A 14,392-nucleotide genomic window follows, 5' to 3' on the forward strand; every position below is an offset into this window, starting at 1 on the left:
GCCACTGACCCGAGCGGCGCTAGCCGCTCAGTCCCACATCTTCCTGAGCTTCGCCGCGATCTCGATCTTCGCCTGCGCGGCCGCGGCTAGCCCCGCCGCGCTCGGCCCGCTTGCCACCGGCACGCGCGGCCATGCGTAGGCGTCGAACAGCGGCAGCATCGGCGTGGCGATGAAACGGGTGCGCGACGCCCACACATGGCGGTCGCCCAGATGCGTCTGGTTGTGCACGTAAAAGCGCTGCGGCACGACGATATGCAGGTCTTCCTTCGCGCGCGTCATCGCCACGTAGAGCAGGCGCCGCTCCTCGTCGATTTCCTCGTCGCTACCGGTGCCCAGATCGGACGGAATGCAGCCGTCGACGCCATTCAGCACGAACACGTTGCGCCACTCCTGGCCCTTCGCCGAATGGATCGTCGACAGGATCAGGTAGTCCTCGTCGATCAGCGGCACGCCGGATTCGTCGCTAGTGGCGTCGGGCGGATCGAGCGTCAGTTCGGTCAGGAAGCGCTCTCGCGACGGATACGTGCCCGCGATGCTTTCCATCTGCAGCAGGTCCGCGTGACGGATCGCGGCGTCCTCGTGATTGCGCTCCAGATGCGGTTCGTACCAGCGCCGCACCATCTCGAACTCGGCGGGCCACGGCGTTTGCCGGCCGTACACGCTCGACATCAGCTTGACGAACGGATGCCAGTCTTCCTGCGCCCTTGCGGGCGCCGCAAACGCGGCCAGCACACCGCCCGCGGTCGCGACCGGATCGCCGCCACCCGCGCGCGCGACGATGTCGTCGAGCACCTTCGCCGCGGTGGCCGGACCGACGCCGGGCAGCAGTTGCACGACGCGAAAGCCGGCGACGCGGTCGCGCGGATTCTCGGCCCAGCGCAGCACCGCGAGCACGTCCTTCACATGCACCGAGTCGAGAAATTTGAGCCCGCCGAACTTGACGAACGGAATGTTGCGGCGCGTGAGTTCGATCTCGAGCGCGGCGCTGTGATGCGCGGCGCGAAAAAGCACCGCCTGCGACTTCAGCTTCACACCCTGCTCGCGCGCTTCGAGTACCTGCTCGACGACGTAGCGAGCTTGCGCCGCGTCGTCGGCGACCGTGACGAGGCGCGGGCGCTGCGCCGACGCCTTGTCGGTCCACAGATTCTTCGTGTAGCGCTCGCTCGCGAGTTCGATCACCGCGTTCGACGCCGCGAGAATCGGCTCGGTCGAGCGATAGTTGCGCTCGAGCGTGACCTGCTTCGCGGGCGGCTCGAACTGCGTGGGGAAATCGAGGATATTGCGCACGGTCGCGCCGCGAAACGAATAGATCGACTGCGCGTCGTCGCCGACCACGGTCAGGCCGCGGCCGTCCGGCTTCAGCGCGAGCAGGATCGACGCCTGCAGGCGGTTGGTGTCCTGGTATTCGTCGACCAGCACATGGTCGAAGCGCGCCGACAGATCGGCCGCGATGCTGGGCTCGGCGGCCATGTGCGACCAGTAGAGCAACAGATCGTCGTAGTCGAGCACGCTCTGCTTCTGCTTGGCGTCGACGTACGCGGCGAACAGCCGGCGCAGATCGTCTTCCCACTCGCGACACCACGGAAACGCGCTGTCCAACACCTGGCCGAGCGATGCGCCGGTGTTGACGACGCGCGAGTAGATCGCGAAGCAGGTGCCCTTCGCCGGAAAGCGCCGCTCTTTCGCGGACAGTCCGAGATCGTGGCGCACGAGGTTCATCAGGTCGGCGGAGTCTTCGCGGTCGTTGATCGTGAACGCGGGTGCGAGGCCGATCAGATCCGCGTATTCGCGCAACAGCCGCGCGCCGACGCTGTGAAACGTGCCCGCCCACGTCAGCCCTTGCGCGAGCGCGGCGCGTGCACCGACGGTGGTAGCCGCGGCGCCGGTGATGCGTGTCACGCGGCGGGTCATTTCGAGCGCCGCGCGGCGCGAAAAGGTCAACAGCAGGATGCGCTGCGGATCGGCGCCCTTCACCACCAGATTGGCGACGCGATGCGCGAGCGTGTTGGTCTTGCCGGAGCCGGCGCCCGCGATCACGAGCAGCGCGCCGGGCAGCGCGTCTGGCGTGTCGGTCCCGTATTCGACGGCTTCGCGTTGAGCGTCGTTGAGCTTGGCGAGCCAGGCGGCGGTATCGAACGACGGAGCGGATTCGGCGACGGTGGACACTGAGCGGTTTTTAACGGGTTGGATGGGTTTTCAGGATGCGACGCATACTGTATATCCATACAACCCCATGCGACAAGCGCCCCTTTTTTGGGGTGCCTGCGCGCCGGTCCAAACCGCCCGCTACTGCTTCTTCGCGTCCTTCACGTTGGCATCAGCGGCGGCCTTGTCGGCGTCGGCCTGCGCGTCGGTTTTGGTCTTGTCCGCCTTCGCCTGGGCGACCGCGGCTTTCTTGTCGGCCTTCGCCTGTTCCTTCGCGGCCTTCTTGTCCGCGTGCGTGGCGGGTGCCGAAGCCGGGTCCGCGGTCTGCGCGAATACGGCCGATGACAGGCAAGCCGCGATCAGCGCGGCGTAAATGCGATTTCGGCTGGAACGGTCGATGTTCATTTTGAATTCTCCATGAGGCACAGCTTGCAAAGTGACAGACGCCTGCGGCGGGCGAGCCTCGCCGACCCACGCGCCGCGGCATCCTGCGGGGCTTAGTGCTTGACGTCCGCGCCGTCGGCCTGCGCGGCAGCCTGCCCTTCCATCTCCATCTTCATTTCGTTATTGGCGCTCTGTTTGTCAGCCTTCTGGTTCAGCTTGGCGCCGCGCACCTGCTCCTTGTACTGGTCCTTCGCGGCCTTTTGCTCCGCCTTCAGTTCCGCTTTCGAGGACTTCTTCGCCGCGCGATACTCGGCGTTGGCCTTCGCGTCGGCGTCGCGCTTCTGCACGAGCGGGTCGGTCGAGCCCGAAGCCGTCAGACGTGCCGGCGGCGGCGCGGCGACGCCTTGCGCGGCGGGCGCGCCCGGGACTTGCTGCATGCCTTGCGCCGAAGGCGGCACCTGCATGCCCTGGGCACCGGCCGCCGACGGCGGCGCCATCCCGGCGGCCCCCTGGCTCTGGATCTGCGCCTGACCGCCGATGCCTGTTGACGGCTGCGCGGTCTGCGCGACGGCGGCCGTCGCGGCAAAAGCAGTGAGGGCGGTACCGATCAGGAGCGTACGAATCTGGGTCATGGCAATCCTCTCTAGACTTAGTTGTGACTCGGGCGGACTCTCTGGCGTCGTGAAGACTGAATGGTCCACGCGCCCCGCCAGGTCTGTGCGTCGCTGGATGGGTGGCCGGGGAGCGATCCCGGAGTACCAGCGGGCTTTGCTGCTGAGGTGCACTTTAGGAGTGAAATCCATCCGGTGCGACCAGCGTTACGGAACGTTTCACTTTCCGACAACTGAATAACATCTACTTTCATTTGCTTGCGTGATGGCTCGCTGGATGCATCCGGAACAGGCGCGACGGCCCCGAGCCGCCGCGCCGCCGTGCACTTGCTTTATGATGCGAACCCCCAACGCGACCCGTGCCCAAGGTGCAAACGCCATGCCCAATCTCAATTTCACCCTGACCGGCGAGTACGTCGAACTGCACAATCTGCTGAAGATCACGGGCCTCGCGGATAGCGGCGGCTCCGCGAAGATGATGGTCGCGGACGGCGCGGTGATGGTCGATGGCCGGGTCGAGACGCGCAAAACCTGCAAGATCCGCGCGGGCCAGGTCGTGCTGCTCGGCGATACGCGGATCGCGGTCCACGAAGGCTGACGCCACTCCGGAAATTCGCAGGACGCCGCGCACCGGAACTGTGCGTTGTCCATCGACATCGCCCGGGCGAGGCAATAAGCTGTCGGTTTCGACAGGTAAACGACGGACCGCGCCACTGGCGAGGAGTCGGCTGACCGGCTCGTCGCCGCGCCGCGGATTGTCCCCGCCCGCTGCGCCGCCGCTCCAACGCCCGTCGGAGCGCGGCGCGATGCAATGCGGCGCCGCTCGCGCCCGCCTTTCGCTGTCGCCACTGCTGTTGCCACCGCAGTGGCCAACTTTCGCCGCCAGGCATTCGATGACTCAACCCAGCTTCGCCCACGCGGCCAGCCGGCCGCCGACCCTTTCCCGCCACGCGGCCGACACCGCGCGGCTCGCCGCGCCGCTCGCGATCGCGCAACTGTCGCAGATGGCGATGAGCGTGACGGACACGATCCTGCTCGGCTCGCTGGGCCCCGACGCGCTCGCCGCAGGCGGCCTCGGCGCCAACCTCTTTTTCGTCGTCGTCACGCTGCTGCAAGGCGTGCTGACCTCGGTCAGCGTCAGCGTCGCGCACGCGCGCGGCGCGCAGGACGACGGCCGCGTGCCGCATATCTACTGGACCGGTTTCCTGCTTTCCGTGCTGCTGGCGGTGCCCGCGTTCATCCTGTTGTCGTTCGCGTCGCACATCCTGCTCGCGTTCGGCGAGCCGGGCCTGCTCGCGCACAACGTCGGCCAATACGCGGCGGTGCTGCGCTGGGGCGCGCCCGCGAGCCTGATCGGCGTCGGCCTGATGCGCTCGTTCCTGCCGGCGATCGGCGCGGCGCGGCGGCTGCTGTGGGTGTCGATCGTGAGCGTCGGCGTGAACGGCTTTCTGAACTACGGGCTGATTCACGGCGCGTATGGGCTGCCGCGGCTCGGTTTTCTCGGCTCGGCGGCCGCGACCACGATCACCGTGTGGCTGACCGCGCTCGTGCTGATGGCGCTGCTGCATCTGCGGCCGCGCTTCCGGCATTTCGTCGTCGCGACGCGGCCGAAGCTGCCGCTGATGGGCGAGCTGTTCGGCATCGGCTGGCCGGTCGCGATCACCTACGGCGTCGAGTCGACGCTGTTCCTTGCCACCGGTCTGATGGTCGGCCTGCTCGGCGAATCGCAACTGGCCGCGCACCAGATCGCGCTGAACGTCGCGTCGGTCGCGTTCATGGTGCCGCTGTCGATCGGCCAGGCGGCCAATGTGCGGGTCGGCTACTGGGCCGGCGCCGGTCAGCCGCTCGCCGCGCGCCACGCGGGCTTCGTCGCGCTCGCGCTCGGCGTCGGCTTCATGTCGATGTCGGGTCTCGTGCTGATCACCGCGCCGCATTGGATCGTCGGTCTGTATCTGCATCTCGACGACCCGGCCAACGCGCCGACCATCGCGCTCGCCAGTTCGCTGCTCGGCGTGGCGGCGATCTTCCAGATCGTCGACGGGATGCAGGCGGTAGGCTCCGGCTGTCTGCGCGGCCTGAAAGACACCCGCATCCCGATGATCGCCGCCGCATTCGGCTACTGGGTGATCGGTTTTCCGACCGGCTATCTGCTCGCGTTTCGCGCCGGCCTCGGCGCGCGCGGCTTGTGGTGGGGGCTCGCCGCAGGCCTCGCGAGCGTCGCGCTGCTGATGACGCTGCGTTTTCACAAGCTGAGCGGGCGGCAGCCGCCGACGGTGGCATCGGCCACACCGCCCGCGCACTCGGTCTGAGCAGTAGCGGCAAGCTTCGCTCCTGAAGCACTCCCTGTAAAAGGTAAAATGCCCGCCGCTGCACGCGAGCGCTAACCCGCGCTCATGCCACGAACCGCACGACGGCGCGCCTCACGAAGGCAGGCGCCGGACTGGCGCCGCCGGGACACCCCACCATTGCCCGCGACGCGTGCGGCTCCGACTGGCCGCCCGCGTCTGCCGCGCTTTCGCCACGGCGCTTGCCGTAGCCGCTTCACCCGCTTCACCGTGCTTCGGCGCGGCGAACGCCGCAACGCCGGCCGACACCCGGCCGCGCCGCGGCCCCCGCTTTCTCGCGATACAACATAACCAAGGACCACCCCTCATGCTTGCCCGCGTCACCCGCCTGTTTCCGCTCTGGGCCGTGCTCGTCTCGGTCGCCGCGTACTTCTCGCCGGCCTCGTTTTCCGGCGTCGCACCGCACGTCACCACGCTCCTCACGATCATCATGCTGGCGATGGGCGTCACGCTGTCGGCCGGCGATTTCCTGCGCGTGTTCACGCGCCCCGCGCCGGTGATCGCCGGCATCGTGCTGCACTACCTCGTGATGCCGCTCGCCGCATGGGTCATCGCGAAGGCGCTGCGCATGCCGCCCGACCTGACCGCCGGCATGGTGCTGGTCGGCAGCGTTGCGAGCGGCACCGCGTCGAATGTGATGATTTATCTCGCGCGCGGCGACGTCGCGTTGTCGGTGACGATCAGCGCGCTGTCGACGCTCGTCGGCGTATTCGCGACGCCGCTGCTCACGCGCCTTTACGTCGACGCGTCGATCTCCGTCGATGTGCACGGCATGCTGATGAGCATCCTGCAGATCGTCGCGCTGCCGATCGTCGTCGGTCTCGTCGTCAATCATCTGTTCGGCAAGCTGGTGCGCAAGATCGAACCGATCCTGCCGCTCGTGTCGATGGTCGCGATCGTGCTGATCATCGGCGCGGTGGTGGGCGGCACGCAGAAGAGCATCGCGTCGGTGGGCTTCCTCGTGATGATCGGCGTCGTGCTGCACAACGGTATCGGCCTGCTCGGCGGCTACTGGGGCGGCCGTCTGCTCGGTTTCGACGAAGCCGTCTGCCGTACGCTCGCGATCGAAGTCGGCATGCAGAACTCCGGCCTCGCCGCGACGCTCGGCAAGCTCTACTTCACGCCGATCGCCGCGCTGCCGGGCGCGCTGTTCTCGGTCTGGCACAACCTGTCGGGCTCGCTGCTCGCGGGCGTGTGGGCGGGCCGACCGGCGAAAGGCTCGACCCATCCCGAGGGCGAGCGCGCGCTGCACGCCGAGCGCGTCTGATACAGCGTTCGCGCGCCGTGGTTCGTAACAGGTGATGGATCACCGAACCGCGGTGCCCGCGCGACCAACGCGCGGCACTCCGCTGCGTTTGCCGACGTACGCGGAACCCGCGCCCCAATTCCCTTAGAATGGTTTTCTCGACAGCGTGCACAGGCCTGCGCTGTCGCCACGCGAAAAGCTTGCAACAAGGGGAAAACAGCGTGCAGGGCCAATTCGAACAACATAGGCGGGCCGCGCGCCGCCGCTCGATAGTCAGCACAACGAGGCAAATCTTCCTGCTCTGTTGCGCGGCGGCATTTTTGACCGCCTGCGCGACGAAGCCGCCCGCCACCGCATTCGACCGCCAGGTGACGCACGCGCTGCCGGCCACCGCCGATACGCCGCTGCGCGAAGCGCTCGCGCCGCTCGAGGCGAAGCATCCGGAGCAGTCGGGTTTCCGTGTGCTGGCGAACGGCACCGACGCGCTGCAAATGCGCATCGCGCTCGCGCGCGCGGCGACCAAAACCCTCGACATGCAGTACTACATTGCCAACGAGGACACCACCGGCAAGCTGCTGCTCGGCGCCGCGTTATATGCGGCCGATCACGGCGTGCGGGTGCGCATGCTGGTCGACGATCTGAACTTCAAGGACATCGACAGCATCATGGCGGGTCTGGATACGCACCAAAACATCGAGATCCGCGTGTTCAACCCGTTCGGCAGCGCGCAGGAAGGCTTGTTCGAGCGCACCGCGAACGTGTTCACGCAGATCGGCCACTTCACGCGCCGCATGCACAACAAGGCGATGATCGCGGACAACCAGCTCGCGATCGTCGGCGGGCGCAATCTGGGCGACGAGTACTTCAGCGCGAGCGAAACGCTGCAGTTCCGCGATCTCGACGTGCTCGCGGCGGGCCCGATCGTCGCCGACGTCTCCGCGAGTTTCGACGACTACTGGAACAGCGACCTCGCCTATCCGCTGCGCGCGCTGAACAAGCAGAAGTTCGATCAGAACGAACTCGACCAGACGCGCGACGACCTGCGCCATCACTGGCGCACCAACGCCGATCCGTACAACGCGAAACCGCTGAACGCGACGCCGCTCGCCGCGCAGATCACGAGCGAGCAGCTCGGCCTCACGTGGGCGCGCGCGGAATTCAGGGTGGACCTGCCGGAGAAGATCGAGCATCCGTCGCCAGACTACGTGAGCCCGCCGCTCGCGCGGCTGCGCGAACTGATGCGCGACGCGCAGCACGACTTCCTGATCGTGTCGCCCTACTTCGTGCCGCATGCCTCTGGCGTGCAGGCGGCCAGCGAGCTCACGCATCGCGGCATCCGTATCGCGGTGCTGACCAACTCGCTCGCGGCCACCGACGCAGTCGCCGTGCAGGCCGGCTACAGTCCGTTTCGCGTGCCGCTGCTCAAGGCTGGCGTCGAGCTGTACGAATTCAGGCCGCGCCAGGAAACGCCGAACGTGGGGCTGGTCGGCTCCCGTTCGCGCGCGAGCCTGCATGCGAAGACCTACGTGATCGACCACCAGATACTTGTGATCGGCTCGATGAACCTCGATCCGCGCTCGGCCAATCTGAACACCGAGCTGCTGCTCGTGATCCACAGCCCCGAACTCGCGAATCAGGTCGCGAAGATCTTCGAGCGTGCAACGCAGCCGGACCAGAGCTACCGCGTGACGCTCGCCGACTCTGCCCAGCTCGCCTATCTGCGCTCGATCGGCGCGCCGCTGTCGCCGCTCGTCTGGACCGACGTCGAGAACGGCGAGACACGCACCTACATTTTCGATCCGCAGGCCGGTTTTTACCGGAATGCGCTAACCGGTCTATTCTCCTTATTGCCTGTCAACTCGGAACTTTGAGAAGCGGAGTCAACCATGACTGAAGACGTACGGATGGAGCGCGACACCTTCGGCGAAATCGCGGTGCCGAACGCTCGCCTGTGGGGCGCGCAGACGCAGCGCTCGCTGCAGAACTTCAAGATCTCGACGGAAAAGCAGTCGCCCGAACTGATCACCGCGCTCGCGGTGATCAAGCGCGCGGCCGCCGAGGTCAACCTCGGCCTCGGGGTGCTCGACGAGCAGAAGGCCCGCGCGATCATGCAGGCGGCCGACGAGATCATCGACGGCAAGCATCCGGGTGAATTTCCGCTCGCGGTCTGGCAGACCGGCTCGGGCACGCAGACCAACATGAACCTGAACGAGGTGATCGCGAACCGCGCGAGCGAGCTGCTCGGCGGCGAGCGCGGCGAAGCGCGCAAGGTGCATCCGAACGATGACGTGAATCGCGGGCAGTCGTCGAACGACGTATTTCCGACCGCGATGCACGTGGCCGCCGCGGACGCGATCGTCAAGCATCTGCTGCCCGCGCTGAAAACGTTGCGCGATACGCTCGACGCCAAGGCGAAAGCATTCACCGATATCGTCAAGATCGGCCGCACGCACCTGCAGGACGCGACGCCGCTCACGCTCGGCCAGGAATTCTCCGGCTATGTCGCGCAGCTCGAGCACGGCATCCGGCACGTCGAGTCGGCGCTGCCGCATCTGTACGAACTCGCGCAGGGCGGCACCGCGGTCGGCACGGGACTGAACGCGCATCCGAAGTTCGCCGACAGCGTCGCCGCCGCGATCGGCAAGCTGACCGGTTTGCCGTTCGTGTCGGCGCCGAACAAGTTCGAGGTGATGGCGGCCGCCGATGCGCTGGTATTCGCGCACGGCGCGCTCAAAACGGTGGCGGCGAGCCTGAACAAGATCGCCAACGACATCCGCTGGCTCGCGAGCGGCCCGCGCTGCGGTCTCGGCGAGCTGTCGATCCCCGAAAACGAGCCGGGCAGCTCGATCATGCCGGGCAAGGTCAATCCGACCCAGTCCGAAGCGCTGACGATGCTGTGCGCACAGGTGTTCGGCAATGACGTCGCGGTGAACATCGGCGGCGCGAGCGGCAACTTCGAGCTGAACGTGTTCCGTCCGATGATCGCGCACAACGTGCTGCAGTCGGTGCGACTGCTCGCCGACGGTGCGCAGAGCTTCAACGACAACTGCGCGGTCGGCATCGAGCCGAATCACGAGCGCATCGATACCTTGCTGAACGAATCGCTGATGCTGGTGACGGCGCTCAATCCGCACATCGGCTACGACAAGGCCGCGCAGATCGCGAAAAAGGCGCACAAGGAAGGCACGACGCTGAAGGCGTCGGCACTGGCGCTCGGCTATGTCACCGAGCAGCAGTTCGACGAGTGGGTGCGACCGAAGGATATGGTCGGACGCACGGCATGACGATGCGCGAGGCGGCGTGACAGAAGGCGCGAGAAACGGGCGCAGCGCCCGCCGCCCTGCCGCCCCACCGCGCTCAGATCTTTCCCTGCGCGACTTCTTCCGGCTTGAGCTCGACGATCGCGTCGAGCGCTTCCTTCACGTCCATCGCGTACTTGGCGAGGCGCTTCTGCTCCTCGGTCTCGGGCAAGAAAGCGGGTACCGGCACCGGATGGCCGTTCTCGTTGACGGCGACCATCACGACCAGACAGTCGGTGGTTTGCCGCAGTTCGCCGCCCTTCGGGTCGCCCGCATGCACCGACACGTGGATGTGCATGCTGGTGCGGCCCGTCGCGACGACGCGCGCGCGCAGCTCTACCAGATTGCCGACGAGAATCGGCCGACGAAAACGGATATTGCCGACGCTGACCGTCACGCAATAGCGCCCCGACCATACCGCCGCGCATGCGTAGGCGGTTTCGTCGATCCACTTCATCAGCGCGCCGCCGTGCACCTTGCCGCCGAAGTTGACCGAGGTCGGCTCGGCGAGAAAGCGGAAGGTGGTTTCCGAACGGTCCAGCGGTGCGGTGGGAACAGTGCTCATCTTGACTCCGGTCAATCGGATGCATTGAAAGGAGGCGATTATACGAGCGCAATATTGCGCGCGGCGCGGCGTCGCATGGAACACGCCGCGCGCGGCACGCCGAGGGGCCGGTGGTCGGCCTAATTGTGGATGGTGATCCCTTGGTCGATGGTGCCGTACATGCTGATGCTGCCGCTGCCGGCCGAGCCCGAGCCGGCTCCGCCCCCTGCGCAGGCGGTGAACAGCAGAACCGTCGCGGCGACGGCCAGAAGCGTTTTCATCACATCGTATTCCTGCAAGAACAGGCTTCGATTCTAGCCTGGCGGCACGAGACGGCGCGGGAACGCGGGCGAGCGTGACACCTCCGTCACATTGATTGTTCACGCAAAGCTGAAACATCGAATACCGGATGCGCGTAGAGTGGAAATCGTGGCGGCGCCCTTTGCCGCCCCTTCAGGAGACGCGCCATGACCGCCCCCCTCTTAGACGACCAGAACCACTTCCCCGGCCTGAGCCGCATCGGCGCGCTACTCGCCGATCCCGGCCGCGCCGCGATGCTGTGGGCGCTGATGGACGGCAGCGCGCGCCCCGCGGGCGAACTGACGATGATCGCGGGGCTGTCGCCATCGGCGGCGAGCGCCCATCTCGGACGGCTTACCGACGGCGGGCTGCTCGCGCTCGAAGTGCGCGGCCGGCATCGCTATTTCCGGATCGCGTCGGCGGATATCGCCGCCTCGATCGAAGCACTCGCGAACGTCGCGCAAGTCAGCGCGCCGCAGCGCTCCGTGCCGCGTCCGGCACGCACCGTGCCGGTGGAAATGCGCTTTGCGCGCACCTGCTACGATCATATGGCGGGCGAGCTGTCGGTGCGGATGTTCGAGCGCATGCTCGAGCGCGGGCTGCTGACGCAAAACGGCGAATCGCTCGAAGCGACCGCTCAGGGCGCCGCCCGCTTCGCCGACTGGGGCATCGACCTCGCCGCGCAGAAGACCCGGCGGCGGCGCTTCGCGTGCACCTGCCTCGATTGGAGCATGCGCCGGCCGCATCTGGGCGGCGCGCTCGGCGCGGCGTTGCTCGACGCGTGGTCGGCGCATGGCTGGGTCGAGCGGACCGAGCGGCCTCGCGTGCTGCGCGTCACGCCAGCCGGTCATCAGCAATTCGATGCGTTTTTGACCCGATAGGCCGCTGAACTGACGGTGCCGGCGGAGCCGCGAGACCCGCGCGAGACCTTTTGTTACAGGCGAGCGAATCCACCTTACAAATGTGCGGGCCTTGAAACATAGGCGGCAGGTACAGTGACTGAACGGACTCGGCCGATTGCCGCGTCCGTCGGAGATCAGTCATGACACACGCCAAGCAACCCATACGGCAAGCGGGGATTCATCGCCGGATCAGCGGCTATACGCTGATCGCGTCCGCTGTCGTCGCGCTCGCTGCGCAAACCGCTCTCGCACAGGAAGCGCCACCTGCGCCACCCGCCGCGGTAGCCGTCGGGTCGGGCGGCGAACCGTCGGGGGGCGATCCTCCTGGGCGCATCGCGCGTCTGAACTACACGGCCGGCGCAGTGACCACCGAGCCAGCCGGCGCAACCGACTGGTCGTATGCGCAGATCAACCGGCCGCTGACGACCGGCGACCAGCTGTGGAACGACCAGAACGCCCGCTCCGAACTGCACATCGGCTCGACCGCGGTGCGCCTCGGCCAGAACACGAGCCTCGACGTGCTCAATCTCGACGATACGACCGCGCAACTGAAAGTCGCGCAAGGCACGCTGTCGACCCGCGTGCGCGAACTCGCGCCGGGGTCGTCGTATGAAATCGACACGCCGAACCTTGCGCTCGGCGTGAACGGTCCCGGCGACTACCGCGTCGACGTCGCGCCCGACGGCAGCAGCACGACCGTCACCGTGCGCAGCGGCAGCGCGATTGCGTACGGCGACGGCGGCCAGGTGCCGGTCGCGGCGGGCCAGCAGATCCGCTTTGCCGGCACCGACCTGCAGCAGCTCGCCGACAGCCGCGCGCCCGCTGCCGACGAACTCGACCAGTGGGCCGCCAGTCGCGACGCCACCGAAGACCGCTCGCTGTCGGCGCGCTACGTGTCGCGCGACATCCCCGGCTACGAGGATCTCGATGCCAACGGCACATGGCGCGAGACGCCGCAGTACGGCGCAGTGTGGGTGCCGAACGCGACGCCGGCCGGCTGGGCGCCGTATCACGACGGCCGCTGGGTCTGGCAGGCGCCTTGGGGTTGGACCTGGGTCGACGACCAGCCTTGGGGATTCGCGCCGTACCACTACGGCCGCTGGGCTGACATCGACGGCACGTGGGCCTGGGTGCCCGGTCCGCTCGAAGCGGACGTGGCGCCGGCCTATGCGCCGGCGCTGGTCGCGTTCGTCGGTGATGACGGCGGCGGCGCCGACTGGGGTGTCAACCTGGCGGTCGGCGGCGTCATCGCGGCGGGGGTCGCGTGGTTTCCGCTCGGGCCGGGCGAGCCGTGGCATCCACATTGGCGCGGTCACGATCGCTGGAGCGCCGGGTATTACAACCGCGTGAACCGCACGTCGATCTTCAACGACTACCACCGCAACGTGAACACGTACGTGAACTATCGCGTGCCGGGCTGTGTGACGGCCGTGCCGGCGACCGCGTTCGTGCACGGTCAGCCGGTCCGACGCTTCTCGCAGAAAGTCGACCCGGCGCAGTGGCGCAACGCGCGGATCAATCCGGGTGCACCGGGGATCGCGCCGGTGCGCGAAAGCTTCGGGTCGGATCTGCGGCGCGCGAACTATCGGCCACCGGCGAGCGTCGTCGGCCGGCCCGTAGTCGCGACCCGCAATCCCGTCATGCCCGCTGCTTATCACGACGAACTCGCGCAACGCTTCGCGCAAAGCGGTGGTCGAGTGCCCGGCGGCGGCCAGCCGGTCGTGCGCACCTCGGTGCCCGCGCATATGACCGGCGCTCCGGGCGCGCTGCCGATGGCGAATGTGCGGGTCGTGCAATCGCACGTGCCGGGACGTCCGCCGGGGATGGCGGCGGGTGCGCCTGGTACGCCAGGCGCAATCGGCGGCAACGCGCCGCATGGCGTCGAGCAGGCCGGTCAGCGGCCCGGCGAAGCTGGCGCCGTGGGGCCGCGTGGCGAAGCGCCTCCGCAAGCGCGCGCGGGCATGCCGCCGCAGATGATCGGCAACGCGCGTCCGCCGCAGCCTGGAGAGAGCGGGTTCGCGGGCAATCTGGGCCATCCGTCGAACGGAGTGCCGCGGCCGCCGCAAGCAGGCGGCGGTAATCCGGCCGACGCGGCGGCGCACGCACGGCAGCATGGCGCGCCGCAGGAATGGGGTGCGGTCGGTCGGTCTCAGCCCGCATGGACGCAGCCGCATACGCCGACGGCGCAGCAGGCGCCGCGCATCGAACAGCCCGGCCGTCCGCAGCAGCCGAGCGTCGCGCCGCAGTCCGGTGTGCCGCATCCACCGGAAAACCCGTCCGCGCAGCAACAGGCGCGTGGCTCGAACTGGCATCCGCCTGCGATGCAACAGGTGCCGCGCGCCGTCGCGCCGCAGCAACCGCGTGCCGAACCACAAATGCAGCAGGCGCAACAGCCGCATTTCGAGCCGCGACCGCAGCCAATGCCGATGCCGCAAGCCCGGCCAGAGCCGCGTCCGCAGATGCAGATGCAGCAGCCCCGCCCCGAACCGCGGCCTCAACCGGTGCAGCAAGCACGTCCGCAACCCCAGCCGCAACCGCAACACGTCGAGCAGCACCAGGGCGGCGGCAATCGCGACGACCATCACAGGAGCTGAGCAGGACACCTGCCGTTGCGAC

12 protein-coding genes are annotated in these 14,392 nt (G+C 67.7%); 7 read left to right on the top strand and 5 right to left on the bottom strand.

What is annotated here, in order from left to right; genetic code table 11:
* Positions 1–27: 27 nt before the first annotated feature.
* The 3 genes from ACLFKU_RS14860 to ACLFKU_RS14870 form a co-directional block, all read right to left on the bottom strand.
* Entirely contained in the window at positions 28–2,166 is a 2,139-nt protein-coding gene (locus ACLFKU_RS14860) for an ATP-dependent helicase (protein WP_410849579.1), read from the bottom strand.
* Positions 2,167–2,286: 120 nt separating this feature from the next.
* The gene (locus tag ACLFKU_RS14865; RefSeq protein WP_410849580.1) at positions 2,287–2,550 is read right to left on the bottom strand and encodes a hypothetical protein; all 264 of its coding nucleotides are present in this window, start codon (positions 2,548–2,550) and stop codon (positions 2,287–2,289) included.
* 92 nt (positions 2,551–2,642) lie between these two features.
* A complete protein-coding gene (locus tag ACLFKU_RS14870; protein WP_368586554.1) occupies positions 2,643–3,161 on the bottom strand; it encodes a hypothetical protein in 519 nt (172 codons plus the stop codon).
* Positions 3,162–3,519: 358 nt separating this feature from the next.
* Between ACLFKU_RS14870 and ACLFKU_RS14875 the strand changes: the two genes are divergently transcribed.
* From ACLFKU_RS14875 to fumC, 5 genes are all read left to right on the top strand, one after another.
* Positions 3,520–3,738, top strand: a complete 219-nt coding sequence (locus ACLFKU_RS14875; protein ID WP_013090085.1) for an RNA-binding S4 domain-containing protein — start codon at positions 3,520–3,522, stop codon at positions 3,736–3,738.
* 295 nt (positions 3,739–4,033) lie between these two features.
* Positions 4,034–5,449 carry an MATE family efflux transporter gene (locus ACLFKU_RS14880; RefSeq protein ID WP_410849581.1) on the top strand — a complete coding sequence of 472 codons (1,416 nt, stop codon included), beginning with the start codon at positions 4,034–4,036 and terminating at the stop codon, positions 5,447–5,449.
* A gap of 343 nt (positions 5,450–5,792) precedes the next feature.
* Complete coding sequence (locus tag ACLFKU_RS14885; protein ID WP_410849582.1) at positions 5,793–6,752, top strand: bile acid:sodium symporter family protein; 960 nt, start codon at positions 5,793–5,795, stop codon at positions 6,750–6,752.
* A 128-nt stretch (positions 6,753–6,880) separates the two neighbouring features.
* The gene (locus ACLFKU_RS14890; protein ID WP_368586557.1) at positions 6,881–8,602 is read left to right on the top strand and encodes a phospholipase D family protein; all 1,722 of its coding nucleotides are present in this window, start codon (positions 6,881–6,883) and stop codon (positions 8,600–8,602) included.
* 15 nt (positions 8,603–8,617) lie between these two features.
* Positions 8,618–10,015: a class II fumarate hydratase gene (gene fumC, locus ACLFKU_RS14895; protein ID WP_368586558.1), complete on the top strand. Its 1,398-nt coding sequence runs from the start codon at positions 8,618–8,620 to the stop codon at positions 10,013–10,015.
* Between the two features lie 73 nt (positions 10,016–10,088).
* On the opposite strand, the gene ACLFKU_RS14900 is transcribed toward fumC, so the two are convergent.
* Together ACLFKU_RS14900 and ACLFKU_RS14905 are read right to left on the bottom strand one after the other, a co-directional pair.
* Positions 10,089–10,595: an acyl-CoA thioesterase gene (locus tag ACLFKU_RS14900; protein WP_410849583.1), complete on the bottom strand. Its 507-nt coding sequence runs from the start codon at positions 10,593–10,595 to the stop codon at positions 10,089–10,091.
* A gap of 119 nt (positions 10,596–10,714) precedes the next feature.
* Positions 10,715–10,855: a hypothetical protein gene (locus ACLFKU_RS14905; protein WP_368586560.1), complete on the bottom strand. Its 141-nt coding sequence runs from the start codon at positions 10,853–10,855 to the stop codon at positions 10,715–10,717.
* A 186-nt stretch (positions 10,856–11,041) separates the two neighbouring features.
* Here ACLFKU_RS14905 and ACLFKU_RS14910 point away from each other — a divergent pair, with 186 nt between their 5' ends.
* The gene (locus ACLFKU_RS14910; RefSeq protein WP_368586561.1) at positions 11,042–11,755 is read left to right on the top strand and encodes an ArsR/SmtB family transcription factor; all 714 of its coding nucleotides are present in this window, start codon (positions 11,042–11,044) and stop codon (positions 11,753–11,755) included.
* A gap of 161 nt (positions 11,756–11,916) precedes the next feature.
* Positions 11,917–14,370, top strand: coding sequence for a DUF6600 domain-containing protein (locus ACLFKU_RS14915; protein WP_410849584.1), 2,454 nt, complete (start codon positions 11,917–11,919; stop codon positions 14,368–14,370).
* Positions 14,371–14,392 lie beyond the last annotated feature (22 nt).

This window comes from Paraburkholderia sp. EG304, from assembly GCF_046543485.1.
Classification (GTDB): Bacteria; Pseudomonadota; Gammaproteobacteria; order Burkholderiales; family Burkholderiaceae; genus Paraburkholderia; species Paraburkholderia youngii.